This is a genomic window from Amycolatopsis sp. NPDC051903, from assembly GCF_044452505.1.
Classification (GTDB): Bacteria; Actinomycetota; Actinomycetes; order Mycobacteriales; family Pseudonocardiaceae; genus Amycolatopsis.
In genome coordinates this window covers 76374-95025 of sequence record NZ_JBITBT010000033.1, presented here as the reverse complement: position 1 = coordinate 95025, position 18652 = coordinate 76374, and the positions used below count along the sequence as shown (strand labels likewise).

At 70.7% G+C, this 18652-nt stretch carries 18 protein-coding genes and 1 riboswitch; of the genes, 12 read left to right on the top strand and 6 right to left on the bottom strand.

Annotated features, from left to right (window positions below; genetic code table 11):
- The first annotated feature begins 637 nt into the window (after positions 1-637).
- The 5 genes from ACIA77_RS40795 to ACIA77_RS40775 all read left to right on the top strand — a co-directional run bounded on the left by ACIA77_RS40795 (position 638) and on the right by ACIA77_RS40775 (position 5137).
- Positions 638-1741 (top strand): PrsW family intramembrane metalloprotease, encoded by a 1104-nt coding sequence (locus ACIA77_RS40795; RefSeq protein WP_395891502.1) that lies wholly within the window; start codon positions 638-640, stop codon positions 1739-1741.
- A 222-nt stretch (positions 1742-1963) separates the two neighbouring features.
- On the top strand, positions 1964-2905 hold the full coding sequence (locus ACIA77_RS40790) for a Rossmann-like and DUF2520 domain-containing protein (protein WP_395891501.1): 942 nt from the start codon (positions 1964-1966) through the stop codon (positions 2903-2905).
- Entirely contained in the window at positions 2902-3810 is a 909-nt protein-coding gene (gene panC / locus ACIA77_RS40785) for a pantoate--beta-alanine ligase (protein WP_395891497.1), read from the top strand. Before ACIA77_RS40790 ends, panC begins: the two co-directional genes overlap by 4 nt.
- A gap of 12 nt (positions 3811-3822) precedes the next feature.
- Positions 3823-4317: an aspartate 1-decarboxylase gene (panD, locus tag ACIA77_RS40780; RefSeq protein WP_395891496.1), complete on the top strand. Its 495-nt coding sequence runs from the start codon at positions 3823-3825 to the stop codon at positions 4315-4317.
- Between the two features lie 46 nt (positions 4318-4363).
- Entirely contained in the window at positions 4364-5137 is a 774-nt protein-coding gene (locus tag ACIA77_RS40775) for a type III pantothenate kinase (RefSeq protein ID WP_204092903.1), read from the top strand.
- A gap of 150 nt (positions 5138-5287) precedes the next feature.
- Here ACIA77_RS40775 and ACIA77_RS40770 read toward each other — a convergent pair whose 3' ends face one another.
- Entirely contained in the window at positions 5288-6049 is a 762-nt protein-coding gene (locus ACIA77_RS40770; protein WP_395891495.1) for an SDR family oxidoreductase, read from the bottom strand.
- A 79-nt stretch (positions 6050-6128) separates the two neighbouring features.
- On the opposite strand from ACIA77_RS40770, the gene ACIA77_RS40765 reads away from it, so the two are divergent.
- Entirely contained in the window at positions 6129-6998 is an 870-nt protein-coding gene (locus ACIA77_RS40765) for a sigma-70 family RNA polymerase sigma factor (RefSeq protein WP_395891494.1), read from the top strand.
- Here ACIA77_RS40765 and ACIA77_RS40760 read toward each other — a convergent pair.
- The gene (locus ACIA77_RS40760; protein WP_395891493.1) at positions 6988-7302 is read right to left on the bottom strand and encodes a DMT family transporter; all 315 of its coding nucleotides are present in this window, start codon (positions 7300-7302) and stop codon (positions 6988-6990) included. The two genes, ACIA77_RS40765 and ACIA77_RS40760, sit on opposite strands and share 11 nt — an antisense overlap.
- Positions 7303-7330: 28 nt before the next feature.
- A riboswitch (guanidine-III (ykkC-III) riboswitch) is annotated at positions 7331-7393 on the bottom strand.
- A gap of 51 nt (positions 7394-7444) precedes the next feature.
- A complete protein-coding gene (locus ACIA77_RS40755) occupies positions 7445-8209 on the bottom strand; it encodes a class I SAM-dependent methyltransferase (RefSeq protein WP_395891492.1) in 765 nt (254 codons plus the stop codon).
- Positions 8210-8304: 95 nt separating this feature from the next.
- On the opposite strand from ACIA77_RS40755, the gene lysS reads away from it, so the two are divergent.
- Together lysS and ACIA77_RS40745 are read left to right on the top strand one after the other, a co-directional pair.
- On the top strand, positions 8305-9813 hold the full coding sequence (gene lysS / locus ACIA77_RS40750) for a lysine--tRNA ligase (protein WP_395891491.1): 1509 nt from the start codon (positions 8305-8307) through the stop codon (positions 9811-9813).
- 151 nt (positions 9814-9964) lie between these two features.
- Positions 9965-10318, top strand: a complete 354-nt coding sequence (locus tag ACIA77_RS40745; protein ID WP_395891490.1) for an Lsr2 family protein — start codon at positions 9965-9967, stop codon at positions 10316-10318.
- Between the two features lie 30 nt (positions 10319-10348).
- Here the strand turns inward: ACIA77_RS40745 and ACIA77_RS40740 are convergent, their stop codons facing one another.
- Positions 10349-11035: a helix-turn-helix domain-containing protein gene (locus ACIA77_RS40740; RefSeq protein WP_395891489.1), complete on the bottom strand. Its 687-nt coding sequence runs from the start codon at positions 11033-11035 to the stop codon at positions 10349-10351.
- A 14-nt stretch (positions 11036-11049) separates the two neighbouring features.
- Between ACIA77_RS40740 and ACIA77_RS40735 the strand changes: the two genes are divergently transcribed.
- A complete protein-coding gene (locus ACIA77_RS40735) occupies positions 11050-11256 on the top strand; it encodes a hypothetical protein (protein WP_395891488.1) in 207 nt (68 codons plus the stop codon).
- On the opposite strand, the gene ACIA77_RS40730 is transcribed toward ACIA77_RS40735, so the two are convergent.
- Positions 11253-12086 carry a (2Fe-2S)-binding protein gene (locus ACIA77_RS40730; RefSeq protein ID WP_395891487.1) on the bottom strand — a complete coding sequence of 278 codons (834 nt, stop codon included), beginning with the start codon at positions 12084-12086 and terminating at the stop codon, positions 11253-11255. The genes ACIA77_RS40735 and ACIA77_RS40730 overlap by 4 nt on opposite strands.
- A 371-nt stretch (positions 12087-12457) precedes the next feature.
- Between ACIA77_RS40730 and ACIA77_RS40725 the strand changes: the two genes are divergently transcribed.
- The 3 genes from ACIA77_RS40725 (at position 12458) to ACIA77_RS40715 (ending at position 17932) form a co-directional block, all read left to right on the top strand.
- On the top strand, positions 12458-15007 hold the full coding sequence (locus ACIA77_RS40725) for an ATP-dependent Clp protease ATP-binding subunit (RefSeq protein WP_395891486.1): 2550 nt from the start codon (positions 12458-12460) through the stop codon (positions 15005-15007).
- 91 nt (positions 15008-15098) lie between these two features.
- Positions 15099-16091 (top strand): hypothetical protein, encoded by a 993-nt coding sequence (locus ACIA77_RS40720; protein WP_395891485.1) that lies wholly within the window; start codon positions 15099-15101, stop codon positions 16089-16091.
- Between the two features lie 32 nt (positions 16092-16123).
- Positions 16124-17932, top strand: coding sequence for an Hsp70 family protein (locus tag ACIA77_RS40715; RefSeq protein ID WP_395891484.1), 1809 nt, complete (start codon positions 16124-16126; stop codon positions 17930-17932).
- Here the strand turns inward: ACIA77_RS40715 and pcp are convergent.
- A complete protein-coding gene (gene pcp / locus ACIA77_RS40710) occupies positions 17929-18558 on the bottom strand; it encodes a pyroglutamyl-peptidase I (RefSeq protein ID WP_395891483.1) in 630 nt (209 codons plus the stop codon). The genes ACIA77_RS40715 and pcp overlap by 4 nt on opposite strands.
- Between the last annotated feature and the right edge of the window lie 94 nt (positions 18559-18652).

Below are 18652 nucleotides of genomic sequence, written 5' to 3'. Positions count from 1 at the left end.
TGGATCACCTTGTCAAGGCTGGAAAGCGTGCCTTGACAAGGTGATCCAGACCGCGTGGAAGGCGGGGATCGAGGTGCAGGGCGGGGGCTGGGTGCGGGGGTGTGTTGGGTGGATCGGTGGCTGTTGGGGGGTGGGTGTTCGCTGGGGTTGAGGTGTGGGTGGGGGTTGGTGCGGGGCGTTGTGCGGGGTTGGTGACCGTTGGCGGGTGGGGGCGAGAAGCTAGGTGGCGCTTCGGTGCAGGGGGCTGGATGGAGTGCCAGTTGCGATTCGGCGTCCCGTTGGCGGGCGGGGGGAAGGCGGGGCGGTGCTGCCGTGCGGGGCGGACCGGGGCGCGGGGGTCGTTGGGCGGATCGGTGATCGTGGCGGGCGGTCAGAGCGAGACCGTGGGCGGCGCCTGGACGGACGGTTCACGGCGTTGTCCGTGCGTGGCCACGGTCGTTTCGCGCGTGGGTTTCCGTGGGGGGCCGGGGTTTGCCGTCCGTTGGTGTGGAGCGGGTAGTGGTCCGGCCACGGCAGGTGAGCCACAGCCAGCACCACGCACCTCACCCCCGTATGGTGACCGCTCGTGAACGGAACCCTTCCCACCGCGCAGGGTGCGCCGCCGAGGAGGCGGGCGCGGTTGCCGCGGCGTGTGACGGTGTTGCTGCCCGTCGGTGGGCTCATCGTGGTGGCCCTGTGCGGGCTGTTCCTGTTCGGGCTGGCGACCACGCGCGTCGGGGTGGTGGCTGTCGCCATCGGGGTCGTGGCGGCGCTGGTGCCGGTTGTGGTGGTGGTCGCGGGGTTCCTGTGGGTGGACCGGTGGGAGCCGGAGCCCGCGAAGCTGCTCCTACTGGCCTTCGCGTGGGGGGCGTGCATCGCGACGATCACGGCGCTCGCGATCAACAGCGGCGCCGAAGCCGTCGGTGACCTGCTGCTCGGCAGCGGCCACGGCAGCAAGATCAGCGCGCTCGTGTCCGCCCCGCTCGTCGAGGAAGCGGCGAAGGACGCGTTCGTGCTCCTGATCTTCTGGCGGCGCAGCGCGGAGTTCGACGGGATCGTCGACGGCATCGTGTACGCGGGCTTCTCCGCGGCGGGCTTCGCGTTCACCGAGAACATCTACTACTTCGGCCGCGCTTTCGCCGAGTACGGCTTCGGTAACGGGGCAAACGCCGGTGTCCTCGCGGCGTTTTTCCTGCGTGGCGTGCTTTCCCCGTTCACGCATCCGCTGTTCGCCGTCATGGCGGGCATCGGATTCGGGGTGGCGGCCCGGACCCGGCAGAAGTGGCTGCGCGTCGTGGCGCCGCTCACCGGGTACGTCGCCGGCGTTCTGTTGCACGCGCTGTGGAACAGTTCCGCCACGCTCGGTGGGTCGAAAGCGTTCCTCACCGTGTACTTCCTGATCATGGTTCCGCTGTTCGTCGGCGTCGTGTACGTGATCGTGCTGCAACGCCGGCGCGAGCAGCGGATCGTGGCCGCCGCGTTGCCGAAGATGGTGGAGCGGCGGTGGATCGCGCCGTCGGAGGTGGACCTGCTGTCGAGCCTGACCGGCAGACGCGCCTGGCGGCGGCAGGCAAGACGCGAGTCGGGGCGGGACGCGGCGCGCGCGGTGGGTCTGTACCAGGCCAGCGTGACCGAACTGGCCTTCCTGCGCCGCAACCGCATCCGCACCGACGAAGACCGCCACCGCCAAGACGAGCTGCTGCACACGTTGCAAACGGCCCGCGCCGACGCCGTCCGGCTCGCCACCGGAGGTGCGGGGTGATCGGCATCCCCCTCCGGGGGTAGCTCGACCGAGCCAAAAACCCGAGGTCAACACGGTGCGGCGGACCGGTCACGAGCCCGCGAGGGCGACGCGATTAAAGTACTTCCGCGATTGAACGACCGGGTGAAGCTCATCACCAGAGCTCCACGAGCCGGACGCAGCGGGGCTACTCTCGCGCCGTCGTCTGGTACCCGCGCCGGAAGAGCGGGACTGGAACGAGCCATAGGAGTTTCGAGCCATGAGCGTCCACAGGCGCACGCCGTGAGCCGGCCCGCCCGCCTCGCGGTGGGCGTCGTCTCGGCTGGGCGGGTGGGCAGCGTTCTCGGGGCAGCACTCGCCAGGGCGGGCCACGCGGTGGTCGCCGCCTCGGGCCTGTCGGCCGAGTCGCTCGCCCGCGCCGAACGCCTGCTGCCCGGCGTCCCCCTGCTGCCACCCGACGAAGTCGTGCGCCGCGCCGACCTGGTGCTGCTCGCACTTCCCGACGACGCGCTCGAGGGCATGGTGCGCGGCCTCGTCGCCACGGAGTCGCTGCGGCCCGGCCAGATCGTCGTCCACACCTCCGGCGCCCACGGCGTCGGCGTGCTCGCGCCCGCCGCCGAAACGGGCGCGCTGGCGCTCGCGCTGCACCCCGTGCTCACGTTCACCGGCCGCGCGGAGGACCTCGACCGCCTCAGCACCGCCAGCATCGGCGTCACCGCCGCGAAGGGCGACGAAGCGGCGTGGAACGTCGGCGAGGCGCTCGCCGTCGAGATGGGCGCCGAGCCGGTGCGCATCCCCGAATCCGCCCGCGCGCTCTACCACGCGGCGCTGGCCCACGGCGCGAACCACCTGATGACGCTGGTGGCCGACTGCACCGAGCTCCTCCGCGAGGCCGGAATCGGGCAAGCGGAACGACTCGTCGCACCGCTGCTGTCCGCCGCCCTGGATAATGTGCTGCGCCACGGCGATCGCGCCCTCACCGGACCGGTGGCCCGTGGCGACCTCGGCACCGTCCGCAAGCACCTCACCGTGCTCTCGGACTCCGAACCGGCGATCGCGCCGGCCTACCGGGCGCTGGCCCGGCGAACGGCCGAGCGGTCCCGGGCCGCCGGGCTGCTCGACGCGGCGACCGCCGCCGAGCTGACCGACCTCCTCGACGATCCCGCCGAAGGGCAGACCCCGTGACCACACCCAAGTTCCAGCGCGGCACGCTCAACGCGTACCAGCCGCCCGAGCACGTCAGCCAGGTGAGCCGCGCGCTGCGCAGCGTCGGCCGCAAGGTCGCGCTCGTCCCCACCATGGGTGCGCTGCACGCCGGGCACCGCGAGCTGATGCGCCGCGCCAAGCGCCTGCCGAACACGATCGTGGCCGCGTCGATCTTCGTGAACCCGCTGCAGTTCGGCGCGGGCGAGGACTTCGAGGCCTACCCGCGCCGGCTCGAGGACGACCTCGCGGTGCTGAGCGAAGCCGGCGTCGAACTCGCGTTCACGCCGAAGGCCAGCGACCTCTACACCGAAAACGCGATGGTCACCGTGCACCCCGGCCCGCTCGGTGACGAGCTGGAGGGCGCGGTGCGGCCCGGGCACTTCACCGGGGTGCTGACGGTCGTCGCGAAGCTGTTCAACCTGCTGCGCCCGGACTACGCCTTCTTCGGGGAGAAGGACTACCAGCAGCTGGTGCTCATCAAGAAGATGGTGGCGGACCTGAACATCGACACCCGCGTGATCGGGGTGCCGACGGTCCGCGAGCGCGACGGGCTGGCCCTGTCGTCTCGCAACGCGTACCTCACGCCGCAGCAGCGCGAGGACGCGGTGGTGCTCTCGGCGGCGCTGACCGCCGGGGCGCACGTCGGCCGCGACGGGGCCGAAGCGGTGCTCGACCTGGCTCGCCGGACGCTCGCCGAGCGTCCGCAGGTGGAAGTGGACTACCTGGAGCTGCGGGGAACCGACCTCGGGCCGGCGCCCGTCGACGGTGAGGCACGGCTGCTGGTCGCCGCCCGGGTGGGGCGCACCCGGCTGATCGACAACGTGGGAGTGCTGCTCGGAAAGGCTGTGGAACATCCGAGCGTTGAGCTGGACGCAGGGGAATAGGGAGGGTCCACGATGTACCGCACGATGCTGAAGTCGAAGATCCACCGGGCCACGGTGACGCAGGCGGACCTGCACTACGTCGGCTCGGTCACGGTCGACGAGGAGCTGATGGAGGCCGCCGACCTGCTGCCCGGCGAACAGGTGTCCATTGTGGACGTCACGAACGGGGCGCGGCTCGAGACCTACGTCATCAAGGGCGAGCGCGGCAGCGGCGTGCTCGGCATCAACGGCGCCGCGGCGCACCTGGTGCACCCCGGTGACCTCGTCATCCTGATCTCCTACGGGCAGATGGACAGCGCGGAGGCGCTCACCTACGAGCCGCGGGTGATCTTCGTCGACGAGCACAACCGCATCGTCGAGCGCGGGACCGACCCCGCGCACGCGCCCGAGGGCTCGGGGCTGCTGTCCGGCACCGTCACCCTGCCCGAGGAAGACACGATCGCCTACCCGGTCGCCGAAACGGCCGACGCGCGCCGCCTCGACGCGCTGCTGCACGCAGAGAGCTAACCCACCAGGCGGCGGCGAAACCGGGCCGCAGTAAAGGAAGTCCGCGTTGCTGCTCACGGTCGACGTCGGCAACACCAACATCGTGCTCGGCCTCTACGAAGGGCAGGAGCTCGTCGGTGACTGGCGCATGCGCACCGACGCGCGCATGACGGCCGACGAGCTCGCGCTCACCATGCGCGGCCTCCTCGGCCCGCACGCCGACGCGATCACGGGCATCAGCGCACTGTCCACAGTGCCCGCCGTGCTGCGCGAACTGCGGGTGATGCTCAGCCGCTACTACGCGCGGCTGCCGAAGATCGTGGTCGAACCAGGCGTGCGCACGGGCGTGCCGCTGCTCGTCGACAACCCGAAGGAAGTCGGCGCCGACCGGCTCGTGAACACGCTCGCGGCCCACCACCTGCACGCCACCGCGTGCGTCGTGGTCGACTTCGGCACGTCCACGAACGTCGACGCCATCTCCGCGAAGGGCGAGTTCCTCGGCGGCGCGTTCGCCCCCGGGATCGACATCTCCGTCGACGCGCTCGCCTCGCGCGCCGCCGCGCTGCGCAAGGTGGAGCTCGTCCCGCCGCGGTCGGTTATCGGCAAGAACACCGTGGAGTGCCTGCAATCCGGCATCCTCTACGGCTTCGCGGGCCAAGTCGACGGCCTCGTCCGCCGCATCGTCCGCGAACTGCGCCACGACGAAGCCGAACCGGTCGCTGTCCTCGCGACCGGCGGCCTCGCGCCGTTGGTGATCGGCGAATCGGAGACGATCAAGGAACACGTGCCGGACCTGACGTTGCTCGGTTTGCGTTTGGTGTACGAACGCAACGTGCGGTGAGACAGGTGTTTCAGCTCGCTGTGTTGTCGGCCCCGGCTCCGCCGAGGCGGCGAGATCGCTGAAATCCGGTTTCTTCCTTCCCGATGTGCTCAGCCCGAGGGGCCGAGCACATCGCTCAGTCCAGAAACCGGCGCGATCTCGCGGTGCGGTTCAGTTCCCCGTGCCCGTCCCGATCGTGGCGGCCAGGTAGTCCTCCCAGGTGCGGGTGCCGGTCGAGGCGTCGAGGTTGAGGTTTTCGCCCGCGCGGTACACGCGGCCGGCCTTGCCCGGCAGGCGGATCGGCACCTTGGGGCGGCGCTTTCCGTTGGCGCGCAGGTAGTCGTCGACGAGTTCGCGCATCTCGTACACCCGCGGCCCGGCGAGGTCGGGCACGCGGCCGGCCGGGGCGCCGAGCGTCAGGTCCGCGAGGCGGGCCGCGACGTCGCGCGCGTCGACGGGCTGGAACCGCATGCCGGGCACCGGGACGACCGGCAGCTTGGCCACCGCGCGCACGGCGTCGAGGCAGAAGCCGTGGAACTGGGCGGCGCGCAGGACCGTCCACGGCAGACCCGACTCGATCACCGTCTCTTCGGCCGCGTGCTTGCGCGTGAAGTAGCCCAGCGGCACGCGGTCGGCGGCGATCACCGAGATGAGCGCGAAGTGGCCCACCCCGGCTCGCTGAGCGGCGCGGACGAGGTTTTCGGTCGCCACGTCGTCGCCCTTCGGACCGCCCGCCAGGTGCAGCACCACGTCGACCCCGTCGACGGCGGGTGCGAGGCCCTCGCCCTTCGTCAGGTCGCAGGCGAAGTACTCCACGCCGTTGGTGGGCTCGTGCGCGTGGCGGGTGAGCACGCGCAGCTTCGCGTCCCGCAGCAGCGGGGTGATGAGGGTGCCGAGCGTGCCGGTACCGCCGGTGACGAGGATCGTGCTCATGGGTTCCTCCGTTCCGGTCACGCGACCGGGCTCGTTGGGGTCTACTTCGGTGAACCCGCGCGACGGAGGAATGTGACACGTGGACGACAGAGCCTGGCTGGCGCAGCAGTTCGAGGAGAACCGGCCGCGGCTGCGCGGCGTCGCCTACCGGATGCTGGGCTCGCTGAGCGAGGCCGACGACGCCGTGCAGGAAGCCTGGCTGCGGCTCGACCGGTCGGCCGTCGCGGAGATCGAGAGCCTGCCCGCGTGGCTCACCACGGTCGTTTCGCGCGTGTGCCTCAACCAGCTGCGCACGCGGGAGCGCCGGCGCGAGGAGTCGCTCGACGCGAATCCCGTCGAGCGCGGGGACCTGAGCGCCGACCCGGAAGAAGAGGCGCAGCTGGCCGACTCCGTGGGGCTCGCGCTGCTCGTGGTGCTCGACTCGCTCGGCCCGGCGGAGCGGATCGCGTTCGTGCTGCACGACATGTTCGCGGTGCCGTTCGAAGAGATCGCGCCCATGCTCGACCGCACGCCCGCGGCGGTGCGCCAGCTGGCCAGCCGGGCCCGCCGCCGGGTCAAGGGCGGTGACCGGCCGGCCGACCTTTCACGCGGCCGGCGGGTCGTGGAGGCCTACTTGGCGGCCGCGCGCGGCGGCGACTTCGAGGCCCTGCTCCACCTGCTCGACCCCGACGTGGTGCTCCACGCCGACGCGGCCGTCTCCGGCACCCCGGCGCCCGTGGTGCTGCGCGGCGTCCGCAGCGTGAGCAGGGGCGCGCTGCTGGCCTCCGACCGCGCCCGCGCCACGACGCTCGCGCTGGTCGACGGGTCGCCGGCCCTGGTCATGGCGCCGCTCGGGCACCTCCGGGTCGCGCTCGCCTTCACCTTCGACGGCGACGCCATCACCGGGATCGACGTCGTCGCCGACCCCGAGCGGCTGCGCGCGTTGGAGATCTGCCTGATCAGTGAATGACCTTCAGCCCCACGACCCCGGCGACGATGAGCACGAGGCACGCGAGCCGGCCGACCGTCGCGGGATCGTGGAGCGCGAAGATCCCGTACAGCGCGGTCCCCACCGCGCCGATGCCGACCCACACCGCGTAACCGGTGCCGAGGGGAATGCTGCGCAACGCGTACGCCAGCCCGCCCATGCTGGCGATGAGCGCGACGAGGAAGAGAACACTCGGCCAAGGCTTCGTGAACCCCTTGGCCGCCGCCAGCGCGGCCGCCCACACCGTTTCCAGAAAGCCGGCCAGAACCAGCACTACCCAAGCCACGACACAAAACCTTTCGCAGTGAACTTTCACTGCGCCGTCTTGTCGTGACCGGGTACGACGCTCTCGTCCGGAACGCCGATCGGCGTCACACCCAAGCTAACACCGGCACAGGACCCGGGCCGGTGATCTTCGTCGCCGGGCTTCAGACCTTCCGCGCTCGGAGGGCGGTCGTGATCAGCGGGTAGTCGAATTCGCCGCTGCTGGTCGCGGGCACGCTGAGCAGGTGGTCGCGGGCCGCGGCCAGCGCCGCGTCGCGGTCGGCGGGCTCGGCGACGAGCAGGTTCGAGTGCGTGGCGACGGTCGCGAGCAGTGAGTCGATCGTGCGCCGGTGCGAATGGGGGAACTGGCGCTCCTCGAACGGCGTGAAGCCCGCGGCTTCCAGTGTCTGGGTCTCGGCCATGGCCACGCGCGTCACGCCGCTGCGCACGAGTTTCGAGAATTCGACGACCCAGCCCACCTCGACGTCGTCGTGGTTCCACAGCGCGACCACGACCCCGCCCGGGCGCAGCACGCGGCGGATCTCCGCGAACGCCGGTTCCAGATCGAACCAGTGCAGGGCCTGGCCGATGAACACCGCGTCGACGGATTCGGCGGCCAGCGGGATGTCCTCGGCCTTGCCGGTGAGCGCCGTGGTGTCCGGCAGCAGCTTGGCGAGCTGCGCGAGCATGCCCGCGTCGGGTTCGACCGCGGTCACGGTGAGGCCGAGGTCGACCAGCCCCTGCGTGAGCTTCCCGGTGCCGGCGGCGAGGTCGAGCACGTCCCGCGCCGGGTGCGCGGCGCCGGCGAGCCCCCAGTCCAGCGCGGCCAGCGGGTAGTCGGGCCGGTGCTCGGCGTAGGCGGCGGCGTGGGGCCCGAACGACGACGCGCGGCGGGCGTGGAGTTCCTGGTCATACGTGGGATCCGTCACGGGATCCGAGACTAATACGGGAAAAGGCAGCACGGCCCGGCCCGAAGGGTAATCCGGTTGGCGTCGCCGACCAGCGGCTTCGTACGCTGTGGGCCATGACCGAATTCCCCGCGCCCGATGCGCTGCCCGAAGACGACCTGCCCGAACAGATGCGGGTGCGCCGGGAGAAGCGCGACCGGATAATCGCGGAGGGTGTCGATCCTTACCCCGTGGAGGTTCCCCGCACCCACTCGCTCGCCGATGTTCGCGCGGCCCATTCCGATCTCCCGCCCGACACCGCCACTGGTCAGAAGGTCGGCATCACCGGCCGGGTGATGTTTCTGCGCAATACGGGCAAACTGTGTTTCGCCACTCTTCGTGAGGGTGACGGCACGCAACTGCAGGCGATGCTCAGCCTCGCGAAGGTCGGTGAGGAGTCGCTCGCCGCGTGGAAGAGCGATGTCGATCTCGGTGATCACGTATTCGTCTCCGGCGAGGTGATCACTTCCAAGCGCGGTGAACTTTCCGTGCTGGCCGACTCGTGGCAGCTCACCTCCAAGGCGCTGCGCCCGCTGCCCAACACGCACAAGGACCTCGCCGAGGAAACGCGAATCCGGCAGCGTTATGTCGACTTGATTCTGCGCGACCGGTCCCGCGATGTGGTGCGTACGCGCGCGGGCGTGGTCCGTTCGCTGCGCGACTCGTTCCACCGCCGCGGATTCACCGAGGTCGAGACGCCGATGCTGCAGACCCTGCACGGCGGTGCCGCGGCCAGGCCATTCACCACCCATTCGAATGCGTTCGACATCGACCTGTACCTGCGCATCGCTCCGGAGCTGTTCCTGAAGCGCTGCGTGGTCGGCGGCATCGAGAAGGTTTTCGAGATCAACCGCAACTTCCGCAACGAGGGCAGTGACTCATCGCACTCGCCGGAGTTCGCGATGCTCGAGTACTACGAGGCCTACGCCACGTACGACACGAATGCCGTGATGACCCGCGAACTCATCCAGGAGGCCGCGGACAACGTGCTCGGCACGCAGGTCGTCACCCTCACGGACGGAACGGAGTACGACCTTTCCGGCGAATGGACGACGCTCGGCATGTACGAGTCGCTGTCCGGGGCATTGGGCGAAGAAGTGTCACCCGAGACCCCCGCCGAACGACTGCACAAGATCGCCGCGGCGCGCGAGATCGAGGTCGACCCCAAGCTCGGCCACGGCAAACTGGTGGAAGAACTGTGGGAACACCTCGTCGGCGACGATCTCACCGCGCCCACATTTGTGCGTGATTTTCCGCTCGAGACCTCGCCGCTGACCAGGCAGCACCGCAGCCGGGCCGGCGTCGCGGAGAAGTGGGACCTCTACGTGCGCGGTTTCGAACTCGCCACGGGTTACTCCGAGCTGGTCGACCCGGTCGTGGAGCGTCAGCGCCTCACCGAACAGGCCCAGCTGGCGGCGCAGGGTGATAGCGAAGCGATGCGTCTCGACGAGGATTTCCTCCGGGCCCTGGAGTACGGAATGCCGCCGAGCGGTGGTGTGGGAATGGGGATCGACCGGCTGCTCATGGCGCTGACCGGTCTCGGTATCCGGGAGACGATCCTCTTCCCCCTCGTGCGGCCTGAATAACCCCACCCGTCGGTAGGAACCACCGGGGTTTATCTCAAACGAGATTTGCACCAGCCGGGGTGAGCGGGTATTAATATGAGTGACAAAGACTTCTGTCCGGGGCTCGCCCCGTAACCCAGATCATTCGCGTAAGCCCCGCAGGAGGAATCAGATGGCACAGAAGGTGCTCGTCTCCCTGGTCGACGACCTCGACGGCAGTGAGGCCGAAGAGACCGTCGAGTTCGGTTTGGACGGTGTGACCTACCAGATCGACCTGTCCTCGGAAAACGCCGAGGAGTTGCGCGACGCACTGGCCCAGTACGTGGAGCACGCCCGCCGCGCGGGTGGCCGCAAGCGCGCGGCACTGCGCCCGGTGGCCGGCGCGAAGGCGGCGGCGCGCCCGGCGACGGTCGATCGTGAGCAGAACCAGGCCATTCGCGCCTGGGCGCGCAAGAACGGTTTCGCGGTTTCCGACCGGGGGCGCATCCCGTCGGAGGTCGTGGAGGCCTACCACAAGAAGAACTGAGGGGGCAGTGCTTCGCCGACGGCCGCCGGGTTATTTCCGGCGGCCGTTTTGCTTGTCCGGTTTCTGTCCGGTCGGCGCCGCGGCGCGGGCCGCCGTGGCGAACTCGGCGGGCGACCGTCCCGTCACGGCGCGGAAATCGCGGGTGAAGTGAGGTTGATCGCTATACCCGAGCCGGGCCGCGAGGTCCGCGTAATCGGGTGACTCCTCGTCGGTGAGCCGGCGCGCCGCGTCGTTCAGCCGGTATATCCGGATCGCCCACTTGGGCGTGCAGCCGACGTGTTCCGCGAACAGCCGCTGAAGTGCCCGTGCGGACAAGCCCTCGCTCGCGGCGAGGTGATCGACGCGCGTGATTTCCGGATCGCCCGCGATTGTTTCCACCGCCGCCGCGGCCGCCCGCGCGGCGGGTGGAAGTGTCACCCGCTTTGCGATCAGCAACTTGTCGGCTGCAGCGATCATTGCAGCGTCTGAACTCGCATTTCGCACCGATTCAGCCGCTTCGGTGCCACAGCGCCCGAAGACGTCCTCGAGCGCTGCGGATCGATCCGCGATGCTCCGCACGGGCGCGCCGAGGAACGGGCGGAAACAACCGGGCCGGAACCGCACGCCGAGGCCGTGCGCGCGGCCTTCGAGCCGATGGGTGAACAGCGTGTGGCCGGGTCCGTAGCCGCCGTTCGCGCCGGGGAAGAAGGTCACGTGCACCGCGACGTTGGGCAGCACGTGCGATCCGGCGAATGTGCCTCACGCTAAAGCGTCGCGGTGCCGCGGGAGCCGCACTGACCTGCCCTGACGAGACCGCGGAGGCCGTCCGGGCCTCCGCCGTCGCGATGGGCGAGCGGGCGCGCGCGATGGGCGTCTACGGCCCCGAGGTGGCCGTGCCGGCAGCTGGACCGCGCGCTGAGCGCGACGGGCCGCGACCCGCGCTGGCCGGCGTGAGCTAGCGGGAGCAGACGCGCGGGCATTCCCCGCACTCGGACTCGCCCGGCAGCAAGTAGGAGAAGCAGCAGCTCTCCCGCCGCCGCTCCCAGCCGCGGTGCCCGGTTTCGTCGACGGCGACGCGCAGGGTGGAGGCCGAGGTCAACGGCCGGTAGCGCTCGCCGAGCACGAGTGCGGCATCCGCGACGCCGGCACCCTCGGCATCCGGCGTGCCGCCCTGCCGGCCCGCCCACCACAGGCAGTTGTCGAGCGCGTCCGTGGCCGCGGCCCAGAGCATGCGGCGGCCCAGGCGGCTGCCGGGCGCGTACGCGCGGACGAAGCGCGTCGCGTGGGCTACGTACTGGGCGCGCAGCACGGCGGCCAGCGCGCGCTCGTCGGCGACGACCGTCGCTTCCGGCCGCGCCGAACCCGGGTCCGTGGGCAGGCAGTAGAAGCCCACGCCCAGCACGGCCATGCCCGCGGGGTGCGGGCGGTCGTCGCCGAGCCCGAACGCCAGCTGCTCCGGCTTGAGCGACGGCACGCGCCGCTCGTGGTGCAGCAGCAGCGCGCCGACGTACGCGGGCACGTGCAGGTACCAAGACATGACGTAGCTGGCCGCTGTGCGCTCCGGCGCCGCGCCGTTGTTGGCGACGAGCCAGCCGGCCAGCCGTTCGCGCCACTCGCCGAACCGCTCGGGTTCGTCGAGCAGGTCGGAGCAGCGGAGCCAGCCGGCGGGGACGTCGTGGCGCAGCTCGCCGCGCTCCTGGAGCCCCCCGACCCGCAGGAGCGACGACGCGAGGTCGTCCCCGACGTCGCGTGAGTTCCGGTGCTCCCGGAAGGACCGCTGCTGGTTCACCGCGGCCCTCCTGACCCGCCGAACTCATTAGGCGTGCCTAACCTTACAGAGAAACCGCTGTTGCGCCAATCGGGTGCCCACTTCGTGGAAACCTCCAGCTAGCACCCCTTGTTCGCGCTCAGCGGACAGGGGACCCTGAACGGAATCCGTGTCCGCGCCCGTACGTTCCACTAGAAGCAAAAGTGCAGGGCAACCGGATGTCGGAGGTTGACCGGTCGGGTCACCTGCCGGGTGTCAACGGGCCACGGGAAGCCGTAGTGGTACGCAAGCGCGACCGCTTGGCTACTACAGTGGTCTCACGGTGCTGTCTCCTCGTGGGTGCTATCCGCGAGGTGAAACGGGCCGCCGACGCAGCAGTCGAGGGAGTGCGCATGTTTGAGAGGTTCACCGACCGCGCGAGGCGGGTGGTCGTCCTGGCCCAGGAAGAGGCCCGGATGCTCAACCACAACTACATCGGCACCGAGCACATCCTCCTGGGTCTGATCCACGAGGGTGAGGGTGTCGCCGCCAAGGCGCTCGAGTCGCTGGGCATTGCCCTCGAGGGTGTGCGCCAGCAGGTCGAGGAGATCATCGGCCAGGGCCAGCAGGCGCCGAGCGGGCACATCCCGTTCACGCCGCGGGCCAAGAAGGTGCTTGAGCTGTCGCTGCGCGAAGCGCTGCAGCTCGGCCACAACTACATCGGTACCGAGCACATCCTGCTCGGCCTGATCCGCGAGGGCGAGGGCGTCGCCGCCCAGGTCCTCGTGAAGCTCGGTGCGGACCTGAACCGGGTGCGCCAGCAGGTGCTGCAGCTCCTGTCCGGCTACCAGACCGGCGAGAAGTCCACCGAGAGCGGCTCCGGCCGCGGCGAGGGCACCCCGTCGTCGTCGCTGGTGCTGGACCAGTTCGGCCGCAACATGACCGTGCTCGCCCGCGAGGGCAAGCTCGACCCGGTCATCGGGCGCGGCAAGGAGATCGAGCGGGTCATGCAGGTGCTGTCCCGCCGCACCAAGAACAACCCGGTGCTCATCGGCGAGCCGGGCGTCGGCAAGACGGCCGTCGTCGAGGGCCTGGCCCAGAGCATCGTCAAGGGCGAGGTGCCCGAGACGCTCAAGGACAAGCAGCTCTACACGCTGGACCTGGGCTCTCTGGTCGCCGGTTCCCGCTACCGCGGTGACTTCGAAGAGCGCCTCAAGAAGGTGCTCAAGGAGATCAAGACCCGCGGCGACATCATCCTGTTCATCGACGAGCTCCACACGCTGGTCGGTGCGGGTGCCGCCGAGGGTGCCATCGACGCGGCTTCGATCCTGAAGCCGATGCTGGCCCGCGGTGAGCTGCAGACGATCGGCGCGACCACGCTCGAGGAGTACCGCAAGTACATCGAGAAGGACGCCGCGCTGGAGCGCCGCTTCCAGCCGATCCAGGTCGGCGAGCCGTCGCTCGAGCACACGATCGAGATCCTCAAGGGCCTGCGCGACCGGTACGAGGCGCACCACCGCGTCTCGATCACCGACTCGGCGCTGGTCGCGGCCGCCACGCTGGCCGACCGCTACATCAACGACCGCTTCCTGCCGGACAAGGCCATCGACCTCATCGACGAGGCCGGCGCCCGCATGCGCATCCGCCGCATGACCGCGCCGCCGGACCTGCGTGAGTTCGACGAGAAGATCGCCGACGTCCGCCGCGACAAGGAGTCCGCGATCGACGCGCAGGACTTCGAGCGGGCCGCGCGCCTGCGCGACGAGGAGAAGACCCTCCTCGGCCAGAAGGGCGAGCGCGAGAAGCAGTGGAAGGACGGCGACCTCGACGTCGTCGCGGAGGTGGACGACGAGCAGATCGCGGAGGTGCTGGCCAACTGGACCGGCATCCCGGTGTTCAAGCTCACCGAAGAGGAGACCACCCGGCTGCTGCGCATGGAGGACGAGCTCCACAAGCGCATCATCGGCCAGGAGGACGCGGTCAAGGCCGTCTCCCAGGCGATCCGCCGCACCCGCGCCGGCCTGAAGGACCCGAAGCGCCCGTCCGGCTCGTTCATCTTCGCCGGCCCGTCCGGTGTCGGTAAGACCGAGCTGTCCAAGGCGCTGGCCGCCTTCCTGTTCGGCGAGGACGACGCGCTCATCCAGATCGACATGGGTGAGTTCCACGACCGCTACACCGCTTCGCGGCTCTTCGGTGCCCCTCCGGGCTACGTCGGCTACGAAGAGGGCGGGCAGCTGACCGAGAAGGTGCGGCGCAAGCCGTTCTCGGTGGTGCTCTTCGACGAGATCGAGAAGGCGCACCAGGAGATCTACAACACGCTCCTGCAGGTGCTCGAAGACGGTCGCCTCACCGACGGCCAGGGTCGCACGGTCGACTTCAAGAACACGGTCCTGATCTTCACCTCGAACCTGGGCACCTCGGACATCTCGAAGTCCGTGAGCCTCGGCTTCTCCTCCGGAGCGGACACGGCCAACCGCTACGAGAAGATGAAGCAGAAGGTCAACGAGGAGATGAAGAAGCACTTCCGGCCCGAGTTCCTGAACCGGATCGACGACATCATCGTCTTCCACCAGCTGACCCAGGACCAGATCATCGAGATGGTCGACCTGATGATCGGGCGCGTGGAGACGCAGCTCAAGGCCAAGGACATGGAGATCGAGCTCACCGCGAAGGCCAAGGCTCTGCTGGCCAAGCGCGGCTTCGACCCCGTGCTCGGCGCCCGCCCGCTGCGTCGCACGATCCAGCGCGAGATCGAGGACCAGCTGTCGGAGAAGATCCTGTTCGGCGAGGTCGAACCGGGCCAGATCATCCTGGTCGACGTCGAGGGCTGGAGCGGCAACCCCGAGGACCGCGACGACGAAGCGCACTTCACCTTCCGCGGTGAGAAGCGCCCGTCCTCGGTTCCGGACGCCCCGCCGGTCAGCATCGGCGCGGCCGAGAACCGCGAAGCCGACAACGACTGATCGCGGCTGACCACCCGGAAGGGCGGTTCCCCACCAGGGGGAGCCGCCCTTCCGGCGTTTCGGGGCCTGCCGGCTCGCGTAGGGTCGGGGCATGGGGGACGAACGGGTGCGCCGGCACTCCGTCGTGTCGGGCGCTCTGGCGGCGCTGGACGACGAGCAGGTGCTGAAGCTGCTGGCCGACGCGCCGGTGGTCGCCACCGGCATCGGCGGCACGGGCGTGCGGCTGGCCGTCGAGGGCGTGCCGGTGTTCGCGAAGCGAGTGCCGCTCACCGACCTCGAACGGCGGCACCCGCGGTCCACCGCCAACCTCTACGACCTGCCGGTGTTCTGCCACTACGGCCTCGGTTCGCCGGAAGGCTCGGCGTGGCGGGAGCTGGCGCTGCACGTCCTGGCCACCGGCTGGGTGCTCGACGGCGAGTGCGCGCACTTCCCGCTGCTGCACCACTGGCGCGTGCTGCCGCTCGCCGCGGGCCGGGTCCCCGACCGCGGTTTCGAGGAGGACGTGGCGTATTGGGGTGGCTCGGCCGCAGTGCGCCGTCGGCTCACGGAGGTGGCCGGCGCCGCGTCGAGCATCGTGCTGTTCTGCGAGTACTTCCCGGCCACGCTGCACCGCTGGCTGCCCGGGCACCTCGACCAGACCGAGCGCGTGGCCGAGCAGCTCTTCGACACCACCTCCTTCCTGCGGGCGCAGGGGCTGCTGCACTTCGACGCCCACTTCGACAACTTCCTCACCGACGGCGAAGACCTCTTCCTCACCGATTTCGGGCTCGCGTTCGCGCGCCGGTTCGACCTGACCGCCGAGGAGCTGGCCTTCGCCGAGCTCAACGCGGACCACGATCGGGCGTACGTGTCCATGCACCTGGTCAACTGGCTGATCACGGAGCTGCGCGGCACCCGGGACCGAGCCAGCCGCGTGGCGGCCGTGCGGCGCGCGGCCGAGGGCGAGGTCGAACTGCCCGACGGTGTCGCCGGGCTGGTGGCCCGGCACGCGCCCACCGCGGTGGTGATGAACGACTTCTACGACCGGCTCGTTCACGAAAGCCGCGAAACCCCCTTCCCGGCCGGGGCTTTCACCCGGTCGTGAGACGATGCCCGGGGTTTCCGGGAGGGGAGCGAGTGGACGTCCTTTCGATCGACTTCGGCACTTCCAGCACGGTCGGGGTGCTGTCGGCGTTCGGCCGCGGCCCGCGCGCGATCGAGGTCGACGGGTCGGTCACCATGTCGTCCGCCGTGTACGCGACGGAAGACGGCCTGCTCGTGGTCGGGCAAGACGCTGAGCGCCGCGCCCGCCTCGACCCCAGCCGCTTCGAGCCCAACCCGAAGCGCCGCATCGACGACGGTGAGCTCCTGCTGGGCGACCGCACCGTGCCCGTGGCCGACGCGTTCGCGGCCGTGCTGCGGCGCATGGGTGAGGAGGCCGTGCGGCAGCTTTCGGGCCTGCCCGGCCAGATCCGCGTTTCGCACCCGGCGGGCTGGGGCGCCGCCCGCCAGGAGACGCTGCGGACGGCGGCCGCGAAGGCCGGGTTCGGTGCCGTGCGGCTCGTGCCCGAACCCGTCGCCGCGGCCGCGCACTACGCGACGCTGCGCACGCAGACGCCTCGGCCGGGTCCACTCGCCGTGTACGACCTGGGGGCCGGCACGTTCGACTGCGCGGTGGTCGGCATCGGCCCGCAGGGTTTCTCCGTGCTGGCCGAGGACGGCCTGCCCGACCTCGGCAGCCTCGACGTCGACCAGGCCCTGCTCGTCCACATCGGACGGTCGGTGTCGCACGCGGACCCCGCGTTGTGGCAGCGGCTGCTGCGGCCGCAGACGACGGGCGACCGCCGGCTGCGGCGGGCGCTGCTGCAGGACGTGCGTGATGCCAAGGAAAGCCTGTCACGGCACCCGCAGACCGAGGTGCCGATGCCCGACCCGTTCGGCGACGTGCTCGTCACGCGCGCCGAGCTGGAAGCGCTGGTGCGGCCGAGTCTGCTGCGCAGCGCCGAGCTGACGGCTGCCACGATCCGGCGGGCGGGGCTCACGCCGCAGCAGCTCAGCGGCGTCTACCTCGTCGGCGGGCCGAGCCGGATGCCGCTGCTGGCGTCGCTGCTCGGCTCGACGCTCGGGGTCGTGCCGACCACGCAGGACCAGCCGGAGACGGCCGTCGCGTTCGGACTGCACCACGTGCCGCTGGGCGACCGGGATCCGGACGTGACGGTGCCGGCGTTCGCGCCGGTCCGTCCACAAGCGACACCACCGCCGCAGTGGCCCGGGGCGGTTGCGGTGCCGCCACAGCCGCAGCAGGTGCCGCAGCCGGTGGCGGCCTCGCCGCGGTTCCCGCCGCCGGCGCCGATGCGGCAGCCGATCTGGCGGCCGCCGGCGAAGAAGAACCGCAAGCCGCTGGTCATCGGGGGCGCGGCGGTGCTGGTGGCGGTGATCGTCGCGCTTGTGGTGACCCTGCTCGTCACGGACGGCGGCGCGCCGCCGCCTGCCGTCGCGAGCGGCTGCGACGAGGTCGGCACGCCGGATGCCACCGGCTTCACGCCGTGCGTGCGCCCGCTGGCCGGGACGGTCGCGGGCCGCTCGTCGTGCGCGCCCGCGCCGACGCTGGCGAAGACGCTGTCCGCCCAATCCGCGGCGACGTGCGAGCTGGGCTCGGGCAAATCCGTCACGTACTACCAGGGCGTGAGCCTCGACGTCCTCGAAGCCGGCGCGCAGACCCAGATGGGCGGGGGCAGCCAGCTCGTGCGCGGCACGTGGTCGGGCGGCGGGATGGCCGGCCGGTACGTCGCCGGCATCGGCCCGCTCGCCGGCCTGCTGCTCTTCCAGGCCGACGGCCGGCCCGTCTGCGGCATGCTCGTGAGCACCGGCGCCGGCAAAACACACGAAAAGGCCGAAGACCTCGTGCGCTACTTCACCGACGAGCTCAAACCCGGCGTCACCTAGTTCAGCGTCCCGGCCGCGACGGGCAGGTCTTCGCTCGTGGTCAGCGCCACGTCGATCACAGCCTCGAGCGCCTCGGCCGACTCCTCGACCGCGAGCGCAGGCTCACCGGACGAGACCTGCTCCGGCGCCGACGGCACGTGCACGAACCCGCCCCGCAGCGCCGGGAAGTCCGTCGCGAGCAGGTGCATCAGGCCGTAGAACACCTGGTTGCACACGTAGGTGCCCGCCGTGTACGACACGGCCGCCGGCACGCCCCGCGCCTGGATCGCCGCCACCGCCGCCTTGACCGGCAACGACGTGAAGTACGCCGCCGGCCCGCCCGCCACCACGGGCACGTCGACCGGCTGCCGCCCGGCGTTGTCGGGGATCCGCGCGTCGACGAGGTTGATCGCCACTCGCTCCGGGGTCACCTTGTCGCGCCCGCCGGCCTCGCCCGCGCACACCACCACGTCCGGCCCGTGCGCCTCGATCGCGGCCCGCAACGCCGGCAGCGCCGCCCCGAACTCCACCGGCAACTCCACGGCCACCACGTCGTCCCTCCGGCCCGCCACCAGCCCCGCCGCCCGCCACGACGGGTTCGTCGCCGAACCACCGAAGGGCGCGAACCCCGTGAGCAGCACCGTCATGCCGATACTCCTTCCTGTGCCGTGAAGATCAGCCTAGGTCCGGACAACGGGACGGCCTCCCCCGGCGCAGCGGGGGAGGCCGTCGGCGAAACAG

What these genes read in the sequence shown, in the direction of transcription:
- panD (WP_395891496.1), top strand. Translation starts at nt 3,823, where the DNA reads ATGTACCGCACGATGCTGAAGTCGAAGATCCACCGGGCCACGGTGACG.
- ACIA77_RS40770 (WP_395891495.1), bottom strand. Translation starts at nt 6,049, where the DNA reads ATGAGCACGATCCTCGTCACCGGCGGTACCGGCACGCTCGGCACCCTC.
- lysS (WP_395891491.1), top strand. Translation starts at nt 8,305, where the DNA reads ATGACCGAATTCCCCGCGCCCGATGCGCTGCCCGAAGACGACCTGCCC.
- ACIA77_RS40745 (WP_395891490.1), top strand. Translation starts at nt 9,965, where the DNA reads ATGGCACAGAAGGTGCTCGTCTCCCTGGTCGACGACCTCGACGGCAGT.
- ACIA77_RS40735 (WP_395891488.1), top strand. Translation starts at nt 11,050, where the DNA reads ATGTGCCTCACGCTAAAGCGTCGCGGTGCCGCGGGAGCCGCACTGACC.
- ACIA77_RS40725 (WP_395891486.1), top strand. Translation starts at nt 12,458, where the DNA reads ATGTTTGAGAGGTTCACCGACCGCGCGAGGCGGGTGGTCGTCCTGGCC.
- ACIA77_RS40720 (WP_395891485.1), top strand. Translation starts at nt 15,099, where the DNA reads ATGGGGGACGAACGGGTGCGCCGGCACTCCGTCGTGTCGGGCGCTCTG.
- pcp (WP_395891483.1), bottom strand. Translation starts at nt 18,558, where the DNA reads ATGACGGTGCTGCTCACGGGGTTCGCGCCCTTCGGTGGTTCGGCGACG.